The 20986-nt window shown below is 72.5% G+C and carries 21 protein-coding genes; 12 read left to right on the plus strand and 9 right to left on the minus strand.

The window, feature by feature from the left end; translation table 11 throughout:
* Positions 1 to 11: 11 nt before the first annotated feature.
* Positions 12 to 518 carry a hypothetical protein gene (locus EIY87_RS42265; protein WP_125315622.1) on the minus strand — a complete coding sequence of 169 codons (507 nt, stop codon included), beginning with the start codon at positions 516 to 518 and terminating at the stop codon, positions 12 to 14.
* On the minus strand, positions 515 to 1282 hold the full coding sequence (locus EIY87_RS42270) for an alpha/beta hydrolase (RefSeq protein ID WP_125315623.1): 768 nt from the start codon (positions 1280 to 1282) through the stop codon (positions 515 to 517). Before EIY87_RS42270 ends, EIY87_RS42265 begins: the two co-directional genes overlap by 4 nt.
* A gap of 209 nt (positions 1283 to 1491) precedes the next feature.
* Between EIY87_RS42270 and EIY87_RS42275 the strand changes: the two genes are divergently transcribed.
* On the plus strand, positions 1492 to 2253 hold the full coding sequence (locus EIY87_RS42275) for a lysophospholipid acyltransferase family protein (protein ID WP_125315624.1): 762 nt from the start codon (positions 1492 to 1494) through the stop codon (positions 2251 to 2253).
* Between the two features lie 20 nt (positions 2254 to 2273).
* A complete protein-coding gene (locus tag EIY87_RS42280; RefSeq protein ID WP_125315625.1) occupies positions 2274 to 2762 on the plus strand; it encodes a polyadenylate-specific 3'-exoribonuclease AS in 489 nt (162 codons plus the stop codon).
* Between the two features lie 109 nt (positions 2763 to 2871).
* Here the strand turns inward: EIY87_RS42280 and EIY87_RS42285 are convergent, their stop codons facing one another.
* Positions 2872 to 3954 carry a 3-deoxy-7-phosphoheptulonate synthase gene (locus EIY87_RS42285; protein WP_125315626.1) on the minus strand — a complete coding sequence of 361 codons (1083 nt, stop codon included), beginning with the start codon at positions 3952 to 3954 and terminating at the stop codon, positions 2872 to 2874.
* Between the two features lie 281 nt (positions 3955 to 4235).
* Between EIY87_RS42285 and EIY87_RS42290 the strand changes: the two genes are divergently transcribed.
* Entirely contained in the window at positions 4236 to 5261 is a 1026-nt protein-coding gene (locus tag EIY87_RS42290; protein ID WP_125315627.1) for a 6-phosphofructokinase, read from the plus strand.
* Between the two features lie 63 nt (positions 5262 to 5324).
* Here EIY87_RS42290 and EIY87_RS42295 read toward each other — a convergent pair whose 3' ends face one another.
* From EIY87_RS42295 to EIY87_RS42310, 4 genes are all read right to left on the minus strand, one after another.
* Positions 5325 to 6188: a CU044_5270 family protein gene (locus tag EIY87_RS42295; protein WP_125315628.1), complete on the minus strand. Its 864-nt coding sequence runs from the start codon at positions 6186 to 6188 to the stop codon at positions 5325 to 5327.
* On the minus strand, positions 6181 to 6753 hold the full coding sequence (locus tag EIY87_RS42300) for an RNA polymerase sigma factor (RefSeq protein WP_125315629.1): 573 nt from the start codon (positions 6751 to 6753) through the stop codon (positions 6181 to 6183). The genes EIY87_RS42295 and EIY87_RS42300 overlap by 8 nt, the downstream gene beginning before the upstream one ends.
* A 65-nt stretch (positions 6754 to 6818) precedes the next feature.
* Positions 6819 to 8255: an aromatic amino acid ammonia-lyase gene (locus EIY87_RS42305; RefSeq protein ID WP_125315630.1), complete on the minus strand. Its 1437-nt coding sequence runs from the start codon at positions 8253 to 8255 to the stop codon at positions 6819 to 6821.
* Positions 8256 to 8289: 34 nt separating this feature from the next.
* Complete coding sequence (locus tag EIY87_RS42310) at positions 8290 to 8928, minus strand: group II truncated hemoglobin (protein WP_225440389.1); 639 nt, start codon at positions 8926 to 8928, stop codon at positions 8290 to 8292.
* Between the two features lie 69 nt (positions 8929 to 8997).
* Here EIY87_RS42310 and EIY87_RS42315 point away from each other — a divergent pair, with 69 nt between their 5' ends.
* Entirely contained in the window at positions 8998 to 9336 is a 339-nt protein-coding gene (locus EIY87_RS42315; RefSeq protein WP_125315631.1) for a winged helix-turn-helix transcriptional regulator, read from the plus strand.
* A 196-nt stretch (positions 9337 to 9532) separates the two neighbouring features.
* Here the strand turns inward: EIY87_RS42315 and EIY87_RS42320 are convergent, their stop codons facing one another.
* A complete protein-coding gene (locus EIY87_RS42320) occupies positions 9533 to 9844 on the minus strand; it encodes an ArsR/SmtB family transcription factor (RefSeq protein WP_125315632.1) in 312 nt (103 codons plus the stop codon).
* 165 nt (positions 9845 to 10009) lie between these two features.
* Here EIY87_RS42320 and EIY87_RS42325 point away from each other — a divergent pair, with 165 nt between their 5' ends.
* The 8 genes from EIY87_RS42325 (at position 10010) to EIY87_RS42360 (ending at position 19354) form a co-directional block, all read left to right on the plus strand.
* The gene (locus EIY87_RS42325; protein WP_125315633.1) at positions 10010 to 11227 is read left to right on the plus strand and encodes a glycoside hydrolase family 18 protein; all 1218 of its coding nucleotides are present in this window, start codon (positions 10010 to 10012) and stop codon (positions 11225 to 11227) included.
* A 55-nt stretch (positions 11228 to 11282) separates the two neighbouring features.
* Entirely contained in the window at positions 11283 to 11948 is a 666-nt protein-coding gene (locus EIY87_RS42330) for a DUF2461 domain-containing protein (protein ID WP_125315634.1), read from the plus strand.
* A gap of 92 nt (positions 11949 to 12040) precedes the next feature.
* A complete protein-coding gene (gene pyk / locus EIY87_RS42335; protein WP_125315635.1) occupies positions 12041 to 13465 on the plus strand; it encodes a pyruvate kinase in 1425 nt (474 codons plus the stop codon).
* A gap of 36 nt (positions 13466 to 13501) precedes the next feature.
* Positions 13502 to 14398 (plus strand): acyl-CoA thioesterase II, encoded by an 897-nt coding sequence (tesB, locus tag EIY87_RS42340; RefSeq protein WP_125315636.1) that lies wholly within the window; start codon positions 13502 to 13504, stop codon positions 14396 to 14398.
* Positions 14399 to 14778: 380 nt separating this feature from the next.
* Entirely contained in the window at positions 14779 to 15681 is a 903-nt protein-coding gene (locus EIY87_RS42345; protein ID WP_125315637.1) for a helix-turn-helix domain-containing protein, read from the plus strand.
* A gap of 14 nt (positions 15682 to 15695) precedes the next feature.
* Complete coding sequence (locus tag EIY87_RS42350; RefSeq protein WP_125315638.1) at positions 15696 to 15899, plus strand: DUF397 domain-containing protein; 204 nt, start codon at positions 15696 to 15698, stop codon at positions 15897 to 15899.
* Between the two features lie 160 nt (positions 15900 to 16059).
* Entirely contained in the window at positions 16060 to 16269 is a 210-nt protein-coding gene (locus tag EIY87_RS42355) for a hypothetical protein (RefSeq protein ID WP_125315639.1), read from the plus strand.
* A 61-nt stretch (positions 16270 to 16330) separates the two neighbouring features.
* Positions 16331 to 19354 (plus strand): helix-turn-helix transcriptional regulator, encoded by a 3024-nt coding sequence (locus EIY87_RS42360; protein WP_125315640.1) that lies wholly within the window; start codon positions 16331 to 16333, stop codon positions 19352 to 19354.
* A gap of 6 nt (positions 19355 to 19360) precedes the next feature.
* Here the strand turns inward: EIY87_RS42360 and EIY87_RS42365 are convergent, their stop codons facing one another.
* Complete coding sequence (locus EIY87_RS42365; RefSeq protein ID WP_125315641.1) at positions 19361 to 20971, minus strand: succinic semialdehyde dehydrogenase; 1611 nt, start codon at positions 20969 to 20971, stop codon at positions 19361 to 19363.
* Positions 20972 to 20986: the final 15 nt, after the last annotated feature.

Consider the following 20986-nt stretch of genomic DNA (forward strand, 5'->3'; position numbering starts at 1 on the left):
GCCGTGACGCGTCAGACCTGGGCGCCGTTGCTGGGATCGGCGCCGGGCGGCGGTCCCTGCCGGACGCGGAGCAGCAGGAGCGCGATCGCCGTCGCGAGCGCGAGGATGCCGAGCGGGGTCGCCACCGTCGGGCCGACGCCGATCGCGCCGGGCAGGATCAGCAGGAACAGCCCGGCCAGGAACAGCAGCAGGATGAGGAACGCGCCCATCTTGGGCCGCGGCAGCGGCGGCGGCTCCGGCGGGATGTAGTGCTCGTCGTCGTCCGCGGGGTCGTCGGAGAACATCGTGGTGTCCCACGACGTGCCGCCGGAGCGCCAGCCGGGCTCGGGCGGGGCGGGGTCCGCGGCCGGCGGCTCGACGGGCCGTTCCGGCGTCTTCCGCGACTCGGTCGCCGTGCCCGTCTGCGGCGTGTCGGCGGTGTCGTCCTCCGGGAGCCCGAAGCCGTCGGCCCGCAGGTCGGCGACGATCTCGGCGAACGTCGCGTCGACGTCCTCCGGCCCGTCCTTCCCGCGGCTCATGCGGTCTCCTCAGGCTGTGCGGCGTGCGCCTTCGCGAACTCGACGCTACGCGAAAAGATGACCTCGGCGTCGTTGTCCTGCGTCGCCACGTGGTAGCTGTTCTCCAGCACGACCTCCGTGACGTCGGTGCTCGAGACGCCCTTCAGGACCAGCTGCGAGTTCACCGGCTCGACGACGTGGTCCACCGACGAGTGCAGCAGCAGCACCGGCTGCGTGACCTTGCCCAGGTCCGCGCGCACGACCGCCCACAGCTTCGCCAGGCTCGCGGCGGCGCGCACCGGGGTGCGCGGGTAGGCCAGCTCCGTCTCGCCCGGCTTCTTGATGTCGTTCGCGATCGCCGGCACCGACGGCACGATCCGGCCCAGCACCGGCAGCAGCCGCGTGTCCCACTTCAGCCGCGTCACCGACGGGTTGACCAGGACGATCCCGGCGATCCGGTCGCCGAACTCCTCGGCGAGGCGCAGGGTGAGCGTGCCGCCCATGGAGAGGCCGCCGACGAAGACCGTCTTGCACGCCGAGAGCAGCTCGAGGAGCGCTTCGCGGACCGTGCCGTACCAGTCTTCCCACGTCGTGCGGTTGAGGTCCGGCCAGCGGGTGCCGTGGCCGGGCAGGAGCGGGCAGCGCACGGTGAACCCGGCGCCGGCCAGGTGATCACCCCAGGCCCGCATGCTCGCCGGGGTACCGGTGAACCCGTGGCAGAGCAGGAACCCGATCTCGGCCGAACCGGTGTGGCCGAACGGTTCCGCGCCGGCGAGCACGCCCATGCGATCGCCTTCCGTGTGAGCGGTGGATCCGTCCATGCTCTCACGGCTCGCGGGCGTTGTGGGGCTCCGCCCGGGCCCGGAATTCGCTGTGAGATCGATCGCTGCCCGCCGGTAACCGGGTGGTCTCCGTTGTGCGGCGGGCACCCGGGTTCGTAGGCTGTCCGGCGCGGGTGAATGGGGCTGAGCTGCGATGGAGGACTGAGGCACCGGTGCTGTACTGGCTCATGAAGTGGGTATTCATCGGACCGCTGCTCAAGACGCTGTGGCCGACGAAGGTCGTCGGCGCGGAGAACATCCCCGAAACCGGCGGCGCGATCCTCGCCGGCAACCACCTGGCGGTCGCGGACTCGTTCTTCATGCCGCTGCGGGTCAAGCGCAAGGTCACCTTCCCGGCGAAGTCCGAGTACTTCACCGAGCCCGGCTTCAAGGGCCTGCTCAAGAAGTGGTTCTTCACCGGCGTCGGCCAGTTCCCCATCGACCGCTCCGGCGGCAACGCCGCCCAGGCCGCGCTCGACACCGCGACCCGCCTGGTCAAGGACGGCCACCTGCTCGGCATCTACCCCGAGGGCACCCGCTCCCCGGACGGCCGCCTGTACAAGGGCAAGACCGGCGTCGCCCGCATCGCGCTGGAGTCCGGCGGCGTCGTCGTCCCGGTGGCGATGATCGGCACGGACAAGGTCAACCCGATCGGCTCCCGGATGTGGTGGCCCCGCCGCCTCGAGGTCCGCTTCGGCAAGCCGCTGGACTTCTCGCGCTACGAAGGCCTCGCGGGCGACCGGTTCATCGAGCGGTCGATCACCGACGAGATCATGTACGCGCTGATGGAGCTGTCCGGCCAGGAGTACGTCGACATCTACGCGGCGAAGGCCAAGGAGCTGCTGGCCGCCGAGGCCGCCGGGGTCAAGCCCAAGGTGCCGGCCCAGCCCGCCTCCCGCGACGCGGCCCGGGTGCCGGATTCCAAGGTCGGCTGACCCACTACTACTGTTCACCAGTGCGTTTTTTCTACGACACCGAGTTCATCGAAGACGGCGTGACGATCGACCTGGTCTCCATCGGTGTCGTCGACGAGCGGGGCCGCGAGTTCTACGCGGTCTCGACGGAGTTCGACCCGGACCGCGCCGGGCCGTGGGTCCGGGACAACGTGCTGGACAAGCTCCCGTCGCCGGCGGACAAGGCGTGGCGCAGCCGCGAGAAGATCCGCGCCGACCTGCTGGAGTTCTTCGGCAAGCCCCCGGGCGGCATCGAGCTGTGGGCCTGGTTCGCGGCGTACGACCACGTGGCGCTGGCCCAGCTGTGGGGCCCGATGCCGGCCCTGCCCCGCCAGCTGCCGCGGTTCACTCGTGATCTGCGGCAGCGGTGGGAGGACGCCGGAAAGCCGAAGCTCCCGGCGGCCCCCACCGACCAGCACGACGCGCTGGCGGACGCGAAGCACAACCTGGCGCGCTGGGAAGTCATCGAGGAGTACTTCCCGCGCCGCTGACCGCGCCCCGGAATCCCCCGCGAGCGGCGCCGCCCGGCCGCCGGGGGCCCGGAATTGTCGGTGCTGCCCGGTAACGTCAAAACCGGGGGACCCCCAGGCCGGGGACCTCTCAGCGGCGCGCCCGGACCGCCGCGGCCAGCTCGTCCAGCAGCGGGGCCGTGTCGTCCCACGCCAGGCACGCGTCGGTGATCGACTGCCCGTAGGTCAGCTCCTCCGCGCGCCCCAGCGCGAGGTCCTGCCGCCCGCCGGCCAGGAAGCTCTCCATCATCAGGCCGGAAATCCCGCGCTCGCCGGATGCGATCCGCGCGGCCAGCTCGCGCACCACCGCGCCCTGCCGGACGTGGTCCTTGCCGCTGTTGCCGTGCGAAGCGTCGATGATCAGCCGCTCCGGCAGCCCGGACTTCGCCAGCCGGGCGAGGGCATCCGCAACGGAAGCGGCGTCGTAGTTCGGGCCCGCGTTGTGGCCGCGCAGGATGACGTGGCAGTCCGGGTTGCCCGACGTCGTCAGCAGCGCCGCGAGGCCGTCGGTGTTGATGCCGGGGAAGACGTGGCTCGCGGCCGCCGCGCGGGTCGCGTCGATCGCCACCTGGACGTCGCCCTCCGTCGAGTTCTTGATGCCCACCGGCATCGACAGGGCGCTGCACAGCTGGCGGTGCACCTGGCTCGCCGCCGTGCGCGCGCCGATCGAGCCCCACGTGACGATGTCGGCGATGAACTGCGGCGTGATCGGGTCGAGGAACTCGCAGCCGACCGGCAGGCCGAGCGCGGACACGTCGAGCAGCAGCTTCCGCGCCAGCCGCAGGCCCTTGTTGACGGCGAACGTGCCGTCCAGGTCCGGGTCGTTGATCAGGCCCTTCCAGCCCAGCGTCGTGCGCGGCTTCTCGAAGTACACGCGCATCACGACGTGGATGTCTTCGCGCAGCTCTTCGGCCTTCGCGGCCAGCCGGCGGGCGTAGTCGAGGGCCGCCTCGGGGTCGTGCACCGAGCACGGGCCGACGATGACGAGCAGGCGGTCGTCGCGGCCCTCGAGGATGTCGACGGTCTCGGCGCGCCCGTGCCGCACGACCTTGGCGACGGCGGCGTCGACCGGATGGTCTTCGCGCAGCAGCGCGGGCGAAATGAGCGGGCTGATCGACGTGGTGCGCGCGGCGTCGAGGTCACCGATGGTGGCGGGGCCGGCGGAGAGCGTCATGGCGGGGGTGTTCCTTCCTGGTGGACACCGACCCGCGGGGGACTCGCCGAGCCGGTGGGAAATCCGGCTCGGGGTGGTGGTCAGCGCAGGTTCACGCCGCCGTGCCCACCCGGGGCCGGCTTCGTAAACCAGAAATAGCGCTGCACGGCGCCAAGGTAGCACACGCCGGGCGCGGACCGATTCGGCAGGTGGTACGGGCTGCACCGATCAAGACGAGAGCCGCTACTCTGGCGGACGACGAAATGTGACTGTCATCTCCAGAGAACAGACGGAGGCTTCTCATGCGTGTCGGTGTGCTGACCGGCGGCGGCGACTGCCCGGGGCTCAACGCGGTCATCCGCGGTGTGGTGCGTAAGGGCATCGAGGTGCACGGCTGGGACTTCGTGGGCTTCCGCAACGGCTGGAACGGCCCGCTCACCGGGGACAGCCGTCCGCTCGGCCTCAACGACGTCGAGGACATCCTGACCCGCGGCGGCACCATCCTGCGGTCCTCGCGCACCAACCCGTACAAGGTCGAGGGCGGCGTCGACAAGATCAAGAAGGTCCTGGCCGACCAGGGCGTCGACGCGCTGATCGCGATCGGCGGCGAGGACACCCTCGGCGTCGCGAAGCGGCTGACCGACGACGGCGTCGGCGTCGTGGGCGTGCCCAAGACCATCGACAACGACCTGGGCGCCACCGACTACACCTTCGGCTTCGACACCGCGGTCTCCATCGCGACCGAGGCGATCGACCGGCTGCACACCACCGCCGAGTCGCACCACCGCGCCCTCGTCGTCGAGGTCATGGGCCGGCACGCCGGCTGGATCGCGCTGCACTCCGGCCTGGCCGGCGGCGCGAGCGTCATCCTGGTGCCGGAGAAGCACTTCAACGTCGACCAGGTCGTCTCCTACGTCGAGAGCCGCTTCGAGAAGGAGTACGCGCCGATCATCGTCGTCGCCGAGGGCGCGCTGCCCGAGGGCGGCGAGGAGAAGCTGCTGACCGGCGAGAAGGACGCCTTCGGGCACGTCCGCCTCGGCGGCATCGGCACCTGGCTGGCCGACGAGATCGCCCACCGCACCGGCAAGGAGTCCCGCGCGGTGGTCCTGGGCCACGTCCAGCGCGGCGGCACCCCGACGGCCTACGACCGCGTCCTCGCGACCCGCTTCGGCCTGCACGCGGTCGACGCGGTGGCCGACGGCGACTTCGGCGTGATGGTCGCCCTCAAGGGCACGGACATCGTCCGCGTGAAGCTGTCCGAGGCGACGGCCGAGCTGAAGACGGTCCCGGCCGAGCGCTACCAGGAAGCCGAAGTCTTCTTCGGCTGAGCTCGTTGTCCGTGAAGGCCTCCTTACCGGTCATAAAAGCCGGTAAGGAGGCCTTCACGGCTTTCAGGGGCGCTGGCGCACGGCGTCGACGATGCCCTGGCTGACCACCGCGCCGGTCGTCCCATTGCCGAGGTAGGCGAAGGTCACCGGGTCGAACAGGAACTCGTCCTGGTTGCCGATCCCGTGCTCGGTGGTGCTGTTCCACGTGATGCCCAGGACGGCCCGGCCGGTGGCGTCCTTCGCGTCGGTGCGGGCGACCAGCCCGGGCACCTTCGCAAGCGCCTCGTAGAGCGCGGCCCGCGCCGCCGGCCGCAGGTAGTCCCCGGCCAGGTCCACGGCCTCGTTGCCGAGGTCGTGCAGGGTGTCGCCTTCGCCGTGGGTGCTCCGGTGCAGGTGGGCGAGCATGGCGTCGGCGTCCGTCGGCAGGTCGGGGTGGACGGCCGGACGCGGCTCGCACCGGCTGGTCACGGTCCGCCCCCGGCCTTCCTTCTGCACGCGCTTCCCGGCGCGGCAGCCCGCGATTTCCGTTTCGTGGCCGAAGAGGACCTCGAGGCCGTCGTGGGTCCCGTCCGCCGACACCCAGAACTCGTTCTCCCGGCCGTCCGCGAGCCGCGTCCTGGTGTAGAGGAACTGGTCGGGCCGAGGCTCGACGTCCGGCAGGGCGCGCGCGGCGGCGGCGGCCCGGTACAGGATTTCCTGGGGGCCGGCGACCGGCGGCGGAGCCGTCGGCGCCGTCGGCGTGAGGGCGATGACGGCGGTGGCGGCCGCGGCGAGCCCGGCCGCCGTGACCGAGCCCCACACCCAGCGCCGGGCCGGTCGCCGCGCGGTCGTGGCGGCGAGCAGCTCGGCTCGCTGGCGGGCGAGGTCGTCGTGCGCCGGGAGCGTCGCCGGTCCGGCGAAGTCCCACAGCAGCTGCAGCTCATCCACGGTTCGAAACCTCCTCGGCGGGCGCGAGTTCCGCGCGGACCTTCTTGCGGGCCCGGTTCAGGCGCGACCGGACGGTGCCGACCGGGATGCCCAGCGCCGTCGCGACTTCCTCGTAGGACAGGCCTTCCCAGGCGATCAGCAGCAGGACGTCGCGATCACCGCGGGCGAGCCCGGCCAGCGCGGCGGCGAGCCTGCCGGTCAGCGCCTGCGCGCTCACCCGCGCGGCCACCCGGTCCGCGTGCCCCTCCTGCGTGCCGGGCGGTCCGAGCGCGGCGCGCAGCCGGTACTCGCGCGCCTCCTCGCGACGGCGCTTGCCGACCAGGTTGGTGGCGATGCCGTAGAGCCACGGCCGCGCGTCCGGGAAGGCCGGGTCGTAGCGGCCGCGGCCGGTGAAGGCGGCCAGGAACGTCTCGCCGAGGACGTCGTCGGCGAGCTGGCCGCCGAGCCGCCGGGCGAGGTACCGGTGGATGTGCGCGGCGTGGCGGTCGAAGACCACCGCGAACCGCTCGGGCTGCCGCAGTGACGCCGCGATGATCTCCGCGTCGGCCGCGCCTGGTGAACTCATGAACCGCCTGCCTGTCGTCCGCCACCTGCTCCCCTTATTGGCGGTCCGGGCGGTCCGGGTTCACGCTAGATCCGGGCGAGGCGGTCCAGGACGCCGGCCGCGGCGGCGATGTCGTCGGTCAGGGGCCGGTCGTCGACGCTCGCGTCCAGCACCTCGGACGCGATCTCGAAGGCGTCGCGCACCGGCAGGTCGACCAGGTCCGCGTCCCGCATCCGCAGCGCCCGGACCGCCGCCACCAGCTCGCACGCCAGGACCTGCTGGTAGGCCTGGCACGCCGCGGTCGCCGCGCGGGCCGCCTGGGTCGAGAAGCTCGCGTGGTCTTCGATGCCGCGGGACACCACGGCCGTGCCGAGCGTCGCCGGGAGCGCGGCCTGCCGCAGCTCGGTGAGCGCGTCGTGCGCCACGTACTCGAGGATCATCACGCCCGAGCTGCCCGCCGGGCCCGCCGCCAGGAACGGCCGCAGCCCGGTGAACTCCGGCTCCACCAGGTCGCCCAGCCGCGCCACCGACAGCTCCGCCACCTGGTGCACGGTCGCGCGGGCCTGGTCCAGCGCGGTCGACACGTACGCCGTGTGGAAGTGCGCGTGGTGGTAGGCGTCGCCGTGCACCGTCGAGATCATCGGGTTCTCGGTGCTCGCGTTGATCTCGACGGCGAGGACGTCCCGCAGGTAGTGGATCGCGTCCAGCGCCGGGCCCTGCACCTGCGGGAACGCCCGCAGCCCGAACGGGTCCTGGATGCGGCGGCCCGGCTTCGGCGTCTGGTGCATGCCCAGCAGCCGCCGCATCTCCGCGGCGCAGGCGACCTGCCCGGCGTGCGGGCGCGCTTCGTGCACCGGCGTCGCGTACGCCTCGGGGTTGCCGTCGAGCGCGACGTACGTCAGCGCCGCGACGGCGTGGCTCGCCCGGGTCAGCGCGTCCAGCCGCATCGCGGCGAGGGTCGCTTCGGCGAGCGTCGCGGCGTTGCTGCTCATGAACGCCAGCGCGTCGCCGGCGTGCACCGGGACCGGCGGCACGTGCCCGGTGACCCACGGCCGTTCGCCGGTGAGCGCCAGCGCGGTCTCGGCCAGGGGCGCGAGGTCGCCGGTGCCGATCGCGCCGAGCCGGTGCACCAGCGGCAGCGCGCCGGAGCGGACCGCTTCGGCCAGCGCGCCGATCAGCTCGGGGCTGATCCCGGATCGCCCGGCGAGCAGCTGGTTCAGCCGGATCAGCAGCATCGCCCGGACCTGCCCGGGCGGCAGCACGTCGCCGCTGCCGCCCGCGTGGCTGCGCAGCAGGCGCAGGCCGTGTTCCCGCGAGCTCTCGACGGTGTCGTCCTTGTTGGCCCCGACGCCGGTGGTCCGGCCGTAGACCACGCGGCGCGTGCTCAGGTCTTCCGCGAGCTTCCACGCGTGCTCGGCCGCGCGCTGCGCGGCGATCGAGACGTCGATGCCCAGCGGGCCCTCGGTGCGTGCCGCCGTCACGACGTCCGCGCACCGGAGGGTCCGGCCGTCCACCCGGATCAAGGGCAGCCTCCTTTCGCCTGCCCTCACTATGCGGCTAGGGCCCCGCCTGCGGCCAGGGCGGCATCGGCCAGTCCCAGCGCGGGACCGGTTCGTGCGGGTTCGGCTCGGCGCCGGGGGCGGAGAAGACCACGGCCAGGCGGCTGCCCCACTCGACGTACCCGGCGAAGGCCGCGCGGAACTCGGGGTCGCCGGGCAGCCCGGCCTCGTCGGCGGCGTCGAGCAGCAGCGACACCCACCGCCGGCGCTGCGGCTCGGTGATCCCGCGGCCGAGGTGGCGGCCGATCATGTGGGCGTGCCCGCCGTGGCTGCCGGTGTAGGCGGGCGGCCCGCCGAAGACCTCGCCGAGCCAGACGGCGACGTGCTCGGCGTGGTGCGGGTCCATGTCGCGGAAGACGGGCTCGAGCAGCGGGTCTTCGAGGACGTGGCCGTAGAAGATCGTGAGGAGGCGCACGAGGGCTTCGCGGCCGCCCGCCCAGTCGTAGAGGGAGGGGGTGGTGGTTTCGTAGCGTTCGGGTTCGCCGTCGGGCGTGAACCCTTCGATGCCGCCGAACGGCGACGTCGCGCGCACCAGGTACCGGCCGGGCGCGCGCTCGACGTGGTGCCCGGCCGCGGCCTTTTCGAACTCGGCCCGCGCGGCTTCTGGCACGGTGTAGCGGAAGTAGTCGACGATCACCCGGTCAGGCAACCAGCGGCCGGGCCGCGGCGGCAAGCACGTACTTTCCGGTGCGTGGGGAGGAACGGCGTGAAGCGGTACCACTGCGCGACGGAACTGGCGGTCGACCTGATCGGCGGCAAGTGGAAGCCGGTGCTCCTGGCGCACCTCAAGGAAGGCGCCCACCGCTACGGCGAACTGCGGCGCCGGGTGCCCGGGGTGAGCGAGAAGATGCTGACCCAGCAGCTGCGCGAGCTGACCGCGGACGGCCTGGTCCGCCGGGTGGAGATCCCCGGCCGGGTCCCGCGGGTCGAGTACCACCTGACGCCGGTGGGGGAGGAGCTCCGCCCGGCGCTGACGGCCCTGTACGAGTGGGGCGAGCGCCGCGCGGCGGAGCGCGGCATCACGTTCGAGCCGCCGGCGCCCTGACACCGCACGGCAAGCCGGATCGGCGCGGTCGGATCGGCGCGATCGGTCCGGCGCGGTCGGTCCGGCGCCAGGGCTCCGGCGAAGCCGCGCCGGGGCCAGCGGTGTCTTGAATGAGTCATTCAGGACCTCCGAAGACCTGAATGACTCATTCAAGACGTCGGCGAAGCCGCCGCCGCAGCCATGGCGTCCAGGCCGCTCAGTGCGGGTCGGTGGTGTCCAGGCGCCGCTCCAGCGCGTCGAGGCGCTCGCCCCAGAACCGCCGGTACGGGGCCAGCCACGCGTCCACCTCCGCCAGGGGCTCCGGCCTCAGCGCGTAGCACCTCCGCTGCGCCGCCACCCGGACCGTCACCAGGCCGGCCTCCCGCAGCACCCGCAGGTGCTTCGAGACCGCCGGCTGGCTGAGCGCCATCTCCTCGACCAGTTCGCCGACCGAGCGCTCGCCGTCGCGGAGGAGGTCCAGGATCGTGCGGCGGCGGGGTTCGGCCAGCACCTCGAAGGTCTGCATCACCCCCGAAATGTGCTCCGCCGGGCATATTCCTGTCAAGGCATGCACGACCCGGCCCGTGGGCTGCTTGGTCTGAACCATTGACCTAATGGTCTAGTCCACTTACGGTGGTGTGGTCCTCACCACTCCGGCAACGCGGCCGTGAGTAATTCTCCGGAGGGAGAACGCATGTCCCGCAGGAAGAGCTTCTCGGCGCTGCTGACGGTGGCCGCCGTCGCGGGCCTGGTCGCGGGGGCCGCGACCGCCCCGGTGGCCACCGCCGCCACCGAAAGCGCGCAGGCGTCCGTCGGCAAGGTCGTCGGCTACTTCACCGAGTGGGGTGTCTACGACCGGAACTACCACGTCAAGAACATCGAGACGTCGGGCTCGGCGAGCAAGCTGACGCACATCAACTACGCCTTCGGCAACGTGACGAACGGCGGCTGCGCGATCGGCGACGCCTACGCCGACTACCAGAAGACCTACGACGCCGCGGGCAGCGTGGACGGCGTCGCCGACACCTGGGACCAGCCCCTCGCCGGCAGCTTCAACCAGCTCAAGAAGCTCAAGGCCAAGCACCCGGGTCTCAAGGTGATCTGGTCGTTCGGCGGCTGGACCTGGTCCGGCGGCTTCGGGCAGGCGGCGCAGAACCCCGCCGCGTTCGCGGACTCCTGCTACAACCTGGTCAACGACCCGCGCTGGGCCGGCGTCTTCGACGGCATCGACATCGACTGGGAGTACCCCAACGCCTGCGGCCTGAGCTGCGACACCAGCGGCGCGGCGACGTACAAGAACCTGATGGCCGCCCTGCGCGCCAAGTTCGGCTCGCAGCTGGTCACCTCCGCGATCACCGCGGACGGCACCGACGGCGGCAAGATCGACGCGGCCGACTACGGCGGCGCCGCGCAGTACGTCGACTGGTACAACGTCATGACCTACGACTACTTCGGCGCCTGGGCCGCGCAGGGTCCGACGGCTCCGCATTCGCCGCTGACGAACTTCACCGGCATCCCGACCCCGGGCTTCTACTCCGACGCGGCGATCCAGAAGCTCAAGGGCAAGGGCGTCCCGGCGGGCAAGCTGTTGCTGGGCATCGGGTTCTACGGCCGCGGCTGGACGGGCGTCACGCAGGACGCCCCGGGCGGCACCGCGACCGGCCCGGCGCCCGGCAAGTACGAGCAGGGCATCGAGGACTACAAGGTGCTCAAGACGTCCTGCCCCTCGACCGGCACGGTCGCCGGCACCGCGTACGCCAAGTGCGGCAGCAACTGGTGGAGCTACGACACCCCGTCGACCATCGCGGGCAAGGTGGACTACGCCCGGCAGCAGGGGCTCGGCGGCGCGATGTTCTGGGAACTGTCCGGTGACACCACCGACGGCGAGCTGATCACGGCCGTCGCGAAGTAAGCACCCGCGGGGGCACCGGCGAAAGTTGTCGGTGCCCCCGTTTATCGTCCACGGCGTGAAGTTCAGCGGATTCGGCGAGTACGCCGTCGACTTCTACGACGGCCTCGTCGAGGACAACTCGAAGCCCTACTGGGACGACCACGTCGAGACCTACAAGTCCGACGTCCGCGCCCCCATGGAAGCGCTGCTCGCCGAGCTCGCGCCGGAGTTCTCGGACGGCTTCGGCGAGCCCAAGGTGTTCCGCCCCTACCGCGACGTCCGGTTCGCCAAGGACAAGACGCCGTACAAGACCCACTGCGGCGCGGTGATCGAGCAGGGCCGCGGCGGCGGCGCCTACTACGTCGAGGTCGGCCCCGAAGGCCTGCGCGTCGGCGGCGGCTGCTTCCACCTGGCCGCCGACCAGCTCGCCCGGTTCCGGCAGGCCGTCGACACCGAGCTGCACGGCGAAGCGCTCGAGAAGATCCTCGCCAAGCTCGAGAAGGGCGGCTGGGAGATCCGCGGCGACCGGCTGAAGTCGAAACCCCGGGGCTTCGACGCCGACCACCCCCGCCTCGACCTGCTGCGCTACCGCTCGGTGTACGCGGTGCGGGCCTGGGAACCGGACGACGTCCTCCACGAGCGGGGTGCCCTCGACCGGGTGAAAAAGGCCTGGCGGCAGCTGCGCGAGTTCAACGAGTGGGCCCGCGACCGGATCGGCCCGAGCGCGCAACCCCGGCGTTGACCGGCTGGACGGGGCGGGTTTCTGAACAGTTTTTCTGAACTTTTCGGGATCGGTACAGACGAACGCGCGAAGAGGGACTACGCTGTGCAGACGTGAGCCGACGCGCGAAGATCGTTTGTACCCTGGGCCCCGCCACCGCCACGCCGGAGAAGATGCGGGCCCTGGTGGATGCGGGCATGGACGTGGCCAGGATGAACTTCAGCCACGGCAGCCACAGCGACCACAAGCAGGTCTACGACCTGATCCGGGCCGCGGCCGCGGAGAGCGGCCGGGCGGTCGGCATCCTCGCCGACCTGCAGGGGCCGAAGATCCGCCTCGGCACGTTCGCCGGCGGGCCGGTCGAGTGGCACAACGGCGACGTCGTGCGGATCACCGTCGAGGACGTCGCCGGCACCCACGACCGGGTCTCGACCACCTACAAGGGCCTCGCCAAGGACGCCAAGCCGGGTGACCGGCTGCTGGTCGACGACGGCAAGGTCGGCCTGGTCGTCAAGGGCGTCGAGGGCCCGGACGTCGTCTGCGAGGTCACCGAGGGCGGCCCGGTCAGCAACAACAAGGGCGTCTCGCTGCCCGGCATGGACGTCTCCGTGCCGGCGCTGTCCGACAAGGACATCGAGGACCTCGAGTTCGCGCTGGAGCTGGGCGTCGACTTCATCGCGCTCTCCTTCGTCCGCTCGCCCGCCGACATCGACCTGGTCCACCAGGTGATGGACCGGATGGGCAAGGGACGGCTGCCGGTCGTCGCCAAGATCGAGAAGCCCGAGGCGGTCTACAACCTCGAGGCCATCGTGCTGGCCTTCGACGCGGTCATGGTCGCCCGCGGCGACCTGGGCGTCGAGCTGCCGCTGGAGCAGGTGCCCCTGGTCCAGAAGCGCGCCATCCAGATCTGCCGCGAGAACGCGAAGCCGGTCATCGTCGCGACGCAGATGCTCGAGTCGATGATCAACAACTCCCGGCCGACCCGCGCCGAGGCCTCCGACGTCGCGAACGCGGTGCTCGACGGCGCCGACGCGCTGATGCTGTCCGGCGAGACCTCGGTCGGCCGGTACGCGATCGAGGTCGTGGAGACGATGGGCCGGATCATCGAGGCGGTCGAGACCGACTCGCCGGTCGTCCCGCCGCTCTCGCACGTCCCGCGCACCAAGCGCGGCGTGATCTCCTACGCCGCCCGCGACATCGGCGAGCGGCTCAACGCGAAGGCCCTGGTCGCCTTCACGCAGTCCGGTGACACCGTGCGCCGCCTCGCGCGGCTGCACACCCGGCTGCCGCTGCTGGCGTTCACGCCCGAAGAGAGCGTCCGCAGCCAGCTGTCGATGACCTGGGGCACCACGACCCGGATCGTGCCGAAGGTCGACTCGACCGACCAGATGATCCAGCAGGTCGACCACGCGATGCTGGAGATGGGCAAGTACCAGAAGGGCGACCTGGTCGTCATCGTGGCCGGCTCGCCGCCGGGGACCGTCGGGTCGACGAACCTCATCCGCGTGCACCGGCTCGGTGAAGACGACCACGCTTGAGGGACCGACCGCTCAGTATGGACGTAAGGTCCTGCCATGACTGAAATGGCCAGGACGGCCGCCACCGAACCCGACCGGCCCGGTGGCGGCCAACCGGTGCTCGACCGCCTGATCGCGCTGCTCGACCTGGAAAAGATCGAAGAGAACATCTTCCGCGGCGTCTCGCCCGCCCATTCGCCGGTGCGGGTGTTCGGCGGACAGGTCGCCGGCCAGGCGCTGGTCGCGGCCGGGCGCACGGTCCCCGAGGAACGCCGGGTGCACTCGCTGCACGCGTACTTCATCCGGGGCGGCGACCCGAGCGTGCCGATCGTCTACGAGGTCGACCGGATCCGGGACGGCCGGTCGTTCACCACCCGCCGCGTCGTCGCGGTCCAGCACGGCAAGGCGATCTTCTCGCTGTCGGCGTCGTTCCAGAAGGACGAACCGGGCATCGAGCACGCCGAGACGATGCCCGAGGGCATCCCCGCGCCCGAGACGCTGCCGACGCTCATGGAACGCGCCGAGGGCTACGCGATCGGCGCGCACAGCCGGCCGCGGCCGATCGACGTCCGCTACGTCAACGAGCCGCCGTGGATCACCCGCGAGACCGGGAAGCGGCCCGCGCGCAACCAGGTGTGGATGCGCGCCGACGGGAAGCTGCCCGAGGACGAGCTGCTGCACGTCTGCGTGCTCACCTACGCCTCGGACATGACGCTGCTGGACTCGGTGCTCGCGCGCCACGGCGTCTACTGGGACACCGACAAGGTGCTCGGCGCGAGCCTCGACCACGCGCTGTGGTTCCACCGGCCGTTCCGCGCCGACGAGTGGTTCCTCTACGACAGCGCTTCGCCGACGGCGTCCGGCGCCCGCGGCCTCGCCACGGGCCGGTTCTTCGCCGAGGACGGCACGCTCATCGCGACGGTCGTCCAAGAAGGACTCCTGCGCGTCCTCTGAACGCGGCGCGGAAATCACCCCTACGGGCGACAAATTGGCGGAATATCCCGCTCCGCAAAAGGGCACTCGGGCGGGGGAGAGGGCCGGGACCGATCGGGGGACGGCCCCGGACCTCTTCTCCCGACGATCACGCGGCGGGCCGCGGATCCATCGTCTACGCTGCTCACCAGGGCCGGGCGGGGGCTTGGGGACGGAGCCACCGGGCCCCGCGCGCGTCCTGGGCAGTGCAGGCCGCGAGCATACAAGAGCATTCTGCAAATTGCAGATTCCGCCCCGGCTGGCCGGGCGGGAATAAGTGCCGGTGTTATTGCGGCACTGTCGTGGTTGGATACTGGCAGCGACCGAACGGCTACGACGCCGTCGACATCCGGAGGTGCGCGATGGCACGGGGACAGAGCCCCACGGTTCGCCGCCGGAGGCTCGCGGGCGAGCTGCGCCGGCTGCGGGAAGCCGCGGACCTGACCATCGACGAGGTCGGCGAGAAGCTCGAGTGCTCCGCCTCGAAGATCAGCCGCATCGAGACCGGCCACGTCGGCGTCACCCCGCGGGACGCCCGCGACATGCTGGCCCTCTACGGCATCACCGGCGACGAGCAGGAAGCGCTCGTCCAGCTGGCCAGGGAAGCCCGCAAGCGCGGCTGGTGGCACGCCTACAACGAGGTCTTCACCGGCACCTTCGTCGGGCTCGAGGCCGACGCCAGTTCGCTGCGCGCGTTCCAGGCGCTGCTGGTGCCCGGGCTGCTGCAGACCGAGCGGTACGCCCGCGCGGTGATCCGCGCGCTGCGCCCGGACGCCGAGGACGCCGAGATCCGCCGCCGCGTCGCCGCGCGGATGGCGCGCCAGGAACTGCTGTCGGAGACCCCGCCGCCGGAGTACTGGGCCGTGATGGACGAAGCCGTGCTGCGCCGGGTGGTCGACGGCCCCGAGGTGATGGCCGAGCAGCTCTACCGCATGGTCGCGGTCGCCGAGAAACCGAACGTGACCGTCCAGGTCGTGCCGTTCGGCGCCGGCGCGCACCCCGGCATGGAGGGCCCTTTCCTGATCATGGGGTTCCCCGAGCAGGCCGACCCGGACGTCGTCTACGTCGACGACAGCACGTCCAGCGGCCTCTACCTGGAGGAACCCACAGACGTCCGGCGCTACGGGCTGATGTTCGACCATCTGCGCGCGGCCGCACTGAAGCCGGACGACTCGGTGGATCTGATCGCCGAGGCCGCCGGACGGTTCGCCGAGCAGGCTGCCGCTCCGGCTCCGGTGCACCATCTGGAACCGAGGACACACTAAGGGAGTTGGGGACCATGGAAGCAGATCTGTCCGGGGCGCGCTGGCGCAAGAGCAGCCACAGCGGGGGCGGCAACGACTGCGTAGAGGTCGCTTTCGTCGACGGCGGCGCCGCGGTGCGCGACTCGAAGGACCCCGAAGGTGGTGCGTTCCGCCTGCCCGCGTCGGGCTGGCGGGGGCTGCTGGCCGCGGTGCGGACCGGCGGCCGCACGCACGGCTGAGGCCGTCCACGAAGACCCCTTACCCCCGCCGAGCTGGGCTCGACCGGGAGTAAGGGGTCTTTTCGCGACCAGAGCTGCGTGATCACCCGATGCCTGAGGCGCCCCCTCAGGACGAACCTGAGTGCTACCAAACCGGAGAACTCGGGAACAGGGGAACACGATGCACAGCGATCTCATGCTCGACGCGGTCCGCGCCGAAGCGGCCTACCGGGCCGAGGAACTGCGGAAGGCCGGGCGCAGCGCCTGGGCCGCCCGCGCCCGCCGCGCCGCCCGCCACGTGCGGGCCGCGCGCACCGACGTCGTGGTCCCGGCGCAGGAGCGCCGCGAGACCGCGCGGGAGGCCGCGGGCGCCGGCAAGACCGCCCGGTGAGGGCGGGGTGATGGTGTCGATGGCGATAAGCGGTCGGAAACTGTCGGTGGGGTGAGACAGAATGCTCCTCGTGCCCCGACTCGGCTCCGGAATCCCGCTCGTCGCCCGTACCCACGAGATGCGGCGGCTCCGCGCCGCCTTCGCCAGGGCTGAACGTGGCGAAGCCGGCGCGGTGCTGCTCTCGGGGGACGCCGGGGTCGGCAAGACCCGGCTGCTGACCGCGCTCGGCGAGCACGTCGACGGCTGCGGTGCGCTGGTGCTCACCGGCCGCTGCATCGACGTCCGCGAGGGCGGTCTCCCTTATCTTCCGTTCGCCGAGGCGCTCGCCCCCCTCGGCGTGGCGACGGACGCGGTGGTCGCGGCCGCGGTGCGGGCCCGGCCCGCGCTCGGCAGGCTGCTGCCCCAGGGGCAGGGGTTCGAGGAACCGCGGGCCGCCGAGCACCCGCCGATGACCTCGAACGACCGGGAGACCATGGTGCGTCCCCGGCCCGAGCAGGATCTCGGTCAGCTGCAGTTGTTCGACGCGGTACTGGGGGTGCTGACCGAGATCGCGGAGTCGCGCCCGGTGGTGATCCTGCTGGAGGATCTCCACTGGGCCGACGCGTCGACCCGCAACCTGCTGTCCTTCCTGCTGAGCCGGCTGCGCGCGCAGCGGCTGCTGGTCGTGGGCAGCTACCGCGAGGAGGACGTCCACCGGCGCCACCCGCTGCGCGGCCTCCTCTCCGAACTGGTCCGCCTCGCCACCGTCGAGCGCGTCGACCTGCACCCCTTCGGCGCCGCCGACGCCCGCAAGTTCGTCGAGGCGCTGGCCGACGAGCCGCTGCCGGCGGACGTCGTGGCCGACATCGTCAGCCGGTCCGAGGGCAACCCGTTCTTCGCCGAGGAGCTGCTCGCCACCAAGACCGAGTGCAACGACCTGCCCGCCGGGCTGGCCGAGGTGCTGCTGTCCCGGCTCGAGCGGCTCTCGCCGGACACGCGCCGGGTGGTCCGCGTGATCTCGGTGGCCAACGAGCCCGTGATGCACGCCGCGCTCGCCGAGGTCTCCGGGCTGGGCGAGCTGGAGCTCGACGAGGCGCTGCGCGAAGCCGTCCAGCACCACGTGCTCGTCGTGCTCTCCGACGGTTCCTACACGTTCCGGCACGCGCTGCTGCAGGAGGCGGTGTACGGCGACCTGCTGCCGGGGGAGCGGTCGCGCACGCACGCCGCGTACGCCGCGCGGATCCAGGCCCGGCCGCAGGGCCGCGGGCACGACGCGAAGCTGGCCCACCACTCGCTGCAGAGCAGCGACCTGGTCACCGCGCTGCCGGCGTTGCTGCGCGCGATGGACGAGGCCGAGAAGCTGGGCGCGCCCGGTTCGGCGCTGCGGCACGTCGAACAGGCACTGTCCATCTGGGACGCCGTCCCGGCCGCGGGCCGGCCCGAAGGCTACGACGAGCTGCGCCTGCTGCACGAGGCGTCCTACTTCGCCGGCACGTCCGGCGAGCCCGAGCGGGCCGCGGCCTTCGCGCGCTCGGCCACCCGGGCCCTGACCCCGGACACCCCGGTGGACCGCGCGGCGAAGACGTGGCGGCGGCTGGCCGAGGCGCTGCTGGCGCTGGAGGGCACGCTCGACGAGGCCACCGCGGCCATCGACCGGGCCTGGGACCTGGTCAAGGACGGCGAGCCGAGCGGGACGCGGGCGTGGGTGCTGGCCAGCCGGGCCGGCTTCCTGCGGATCCTCGACAAGCCCGAGGAAGCGCTGGACAGCGCGCTGACCGCGGTCGCCGACGCGCGGGCGGCCGGCGCGGCGGGCGCGGAGGCGTCGGCGCTGGTCACCCTGGGCACGCTGGCCGACTCCGCGGGCGACGCCGCCGAGGCCCGCGAGCGGCTGCGGCAGGCCGAACGCAAGGCACGGGACGCCGGGGCGCTCAACACCGAGATCCGTGCGACCTACTTCCTGGCGCTGAGCCACGACGACCAGGGCGAGTTCGCCGAAGCGCTGGCCCACGCGGCCCGCGGTGTCGCCCGCGCCGAAGAAGCCGGGCTGAGCTGGAGCGTCTACGGACTGGAGCTGCGGGCGGCGCAGCTGAAGCTGCGCTACCTGATGGGCGACTGGCCGGACGAAAGCGCCGGGCGCGCCGGGCGCGGGGTGTCCAGCGCGGTCGCCGCGCGGATCCTGGCCATCTGGTCGATGTTCCTCGTCGCCCGCGGCCGGTTCGACGAAGCCGCGAAGCTCGTCGCCGGGCAGCGGCAGCACTGGACGGCGGACATGCAGATCCCCCTGTCGCTGGGCGGCGCCGGGATCGAGCTGGCGTACTGGCGGGGCGAGCACGCCGAGGCGGTGCGCCGGACCGAAGACCTCATCGGCTGGCTGGAGCGGATCGAACCCGGCCTGCTGGCCGGCATCCGGGTGGCCGCGCTCGGCGTCTCCGCGGCGGCCGCGCTGGCCGCCGCGGCCCGGGTCCGCGGTGACTCGGCGGCGGCGGACGCGGCGGTGGCGGCGGGCGAGCGGATCCTGGCGCACGGCCGCATGTGCTCGGTCGTGGGGCAGCCGCGCTCGGGCACGCTCGGGCCGGAGGGCCGGGCCTGGCTGGCCCGGCTCGAAGCGGCGGCGTCCTGCCTGCCCGGCCGGGGCGACGCGGCGAAGTGGGCGGCCGCGGCGGAGGCGTTCGGCTACGGCGCCGTCTACGAGCAGGCGATCTGCCGCTGGCACGAGGCCGAAGCGCTGCTCGCTTCCGACGCCGATGCGGCTGACGCGCTCGAAGCGGCCCACGCGGTCGCCGTCCGGCTGGGCGCGATCCCGCTGCGCGACGCGGTCCGGGACCTGGCGCACCGCGCCCGCGTCGAGCTGGCCGGGGTCGAACCGGCCGCGCCGGCCCGCACGGTCACCGACCCGCTGACCGACCGCGAGCGCGACGTCCTGGAGCGTGTCGCGCTGGGCCGCACCAACCGGCAGGTGGGGGAGGAGCTCTACATCAGCGAGAAGACGGTGAGCGTGCACCTGTCCCGGGTGATGGCGAAGCTGGGCGCGAGCCGGCGCGCGGAGGCCGTGGCGATCGCCTACGACCGGGGCCTGCTGACCGCCCCGGCCTCCGAACACGCGTGAGCGGCCTCAGCGGGGGAGGCGGCGCAGGGCCCTGATGCCGAACGTCATCCCGCGCGACCACAGCGAACCCGGCACCGCGCGCGGCGGCCGCAGGGCCAGCCCGCGCTGCACCGCGATCGACTGGGACTCGGTGTACTTCAGCAGGCCTTCGGCGCCGTTGCGGCGGCCGACGCCGGAGTCCTTCATGCCGCCCATCGGCACCCCGACGCTGCCGAACGTCGCCGCGTACCCCTCGTTGACGTTGACCGTGCCCGCCTTGAGCCGCGCGCCGACCTCCCAGCCCGCGCGGCCGTTGCGCGACCAGACGCTGGCGTTGAGCCCGAACGGCGTGTCGTTGGCCCGGTCGATGGCCTCGGTGACGTCGGTGTAGCCGTAGATCGAGACGACCGGCCCGAAGGTCTCCTCGGCGAACGGCAGCATGTCCGGGGTGACGCCGGACAGCACCGTCGGCTCGTAGAACAGCGGGCCGAGGTCGGGCCGGGCGCGGCCGCCGGTGAGCACCGAAGCGCCCTTCCCGCGGGCGTCTTCGACGTGCGCCGACACCGTCGCGAGCTGGTCTTCCGAGGTCAGCGACCCCATCTGGGCGTGGTAGTCGAGCGCGCCGCCGAGCTTGAGCGCCGCGGTCTTCGCCACGAACGCGCGGGTGAACTCGTCGCGGATGTCCTCGTGGACGTAGATCCGCTCGACCGACACGCACAGCTGGCCCGCCGAGGAGAAGCAGGCCGCCACCGCGCCGGTCGCGGCCTTGGCGACGTCGGCGTCGGGCAGCACGATCATCGGGTTCTTGCCGCCGAGCTCCAGCGAGTACGACGTGAGCCGCTTCGCCACCTGCCCGGCCAGTTCCTTGCCGGTCGGGGTGGAGCCGGTGAAGCACAGGTAGTCGGACTCCTCGACCAGCGCGGTGCCGATCTTCGAGCCGCGGCCGAGCACGATCTGCCAGGTCCCGGCGGGCAGCCCGGCTTCCTCGGCGAGCTCGTGCAGCCACAGCGCGGAAAGCGCGGTCTGGTTGTCCGGCTTCTGCACGACGGCGTTGCCCGCGGCCAGCGCCGGCAGGACGTCCATCGCGGTCAGCGCCAGCGGGTAGTTCCAGGGCGAGATGATCCCGACCACGCCCTTGGGGTGGCGGATCTCGCCGGCGCGGGTCAGGCCGGGGATGACGCCCGCGACGCGCCGCGGGGCGAGGATCTTGGCCGCGTGCTTGCCGTAGTAGGCCGCCACCAGCGCGGTCGCGCTGACCTCGTCGAAGGCGTCGAGCCGGGCCTTGCCCGCCTCGACCTGGATCAGGTCGAGCACCTCGTCCTGGCGGGCGAGCACCAGGTCGTGCAGGCGGGTGAGCACGCGGGCGCGCTCGGCGGGGGAGCGGTCGGCCCACGCCCGCTGGGCCGTGCGCGCGCTCGCGAACACCGAGCGGACGTCGGCGTCGGTGGCCTGGGGCAGCGTCGCGATCGGCTGCCCGGTGAAGGGCGCGGTCATCCGGATCGGCGCCGAGTCCGCCCCGCCGGCCACGCGGGCGACGAGCTGGGCCGCCCGCGCCGAGCCGGGCGCCCCGGCGACGCCGCCGACGGTCGGCGGCAAAGGGGTGTCTTCGACCGTGTTCGCGGGGGTCGTGCTGGTCATGACGTCTCCGTTCCG

This window comes from Amycolatopsis eburnea, from assembly GCF_003937945.1.
In the GTDB taxonomy this organism is placed as follows: domain Bacteria; phylum Actinomycetota; class Actinomycetes; order Mycobacteriales; family Pseudonocardiaceae; genus Amycolatopsis; species Amycolatopsis eburnea.

Excerpts from the sequence above, each read along its gene's own strand:
- EIY87_RS42265 (WP_125315622.1), bottom strand. The coding sequence starts at position 518 with ATGAGCCGCGGGAAGGACGGGCCGGAGGACGTCGACGCGACGTTCGCC.
- EIY87_RS42270 (WP_125315623.1), bottom strand. The coding sequence starts at position 1,282 with ATGGGCGTGCTCGCCGGCGCGGAACCGTTCGGCCACACCGGTTCGGCC.
- EIY87_RS42285 (WP_125315626.1), bottom strand. The coding sequence starts at position 3,954 with ATGACGCTCTCCGCCGGCCCCGCCACCATCGGTGACCTCGACGCCGCG.
- EIY87_RS42290 (WP_125315627.1), top strand. The coding sequence starts at position 4,236 with ATGCGTGTCGGTGTGCTGACCGGCGGCGGCGACTGCCCGGGGCTCAAC.
- EIY87_RS42300 (WP_125315629.1), bottom strand. The coding sequence starts at position 6,753 with ATGAGTTCACCAGGCGCGGCCGACGCGGAGATCATCGCGGCGTCACTG.
- EIY87_RS42325 (WP_125315633.1), top strand. The coding sequence starts at position 10,010 with ATGTCCCGCAGGAAGAGCTTCTCGGCGCTGCTGACGGTGGCCGCCGTC.
- tesB (WP_125315636.1), top strand. The coding sequence starts at position 13,502 with ATGACTGAAATGGCCAGGACGGCCGCCACCGAACCCGACCGGCCCGGT.
- EIY87_RS42345 (WP_125315637.1), top strand. The coding sequence starts at position 14,779 with ATGGCACGGGGACAGAGCCCCACGGTTCGCCGCCGGAGGCTCGCGGGC.
- EIY87_RS42350 (WP_125315638.1), top strand. The coding sequence starts at position 15,696 with ATGGAAGCAGATCTGTCCGGGGCGCGCTGGCGCAAGAGCAGCCACAGC.
- EIY87_RS42355 (WP_125315639.1), top strand. The coding sequence starts at position 16,060 with ATGCACAGCGATCTCATGCTCGACGCGGTCCGCGCCGAAGCGGCCTAC.
- EIY87_RS42360 (WP_125315640.1), top strand. The coding sequence starts at position 16,331 with ATGCTCCTCGTGCCCCGACTCGGCTCCGGAATCCCGCTCGTCGCCCGT.
- EIY87_RS42365 (WP_125315641.1), bottom strand. The coding sequence starts at position 20,971 with ATGACCAGCACGACCCCCGCGAACACGGTCGAAGACACCCCTTTGCCG.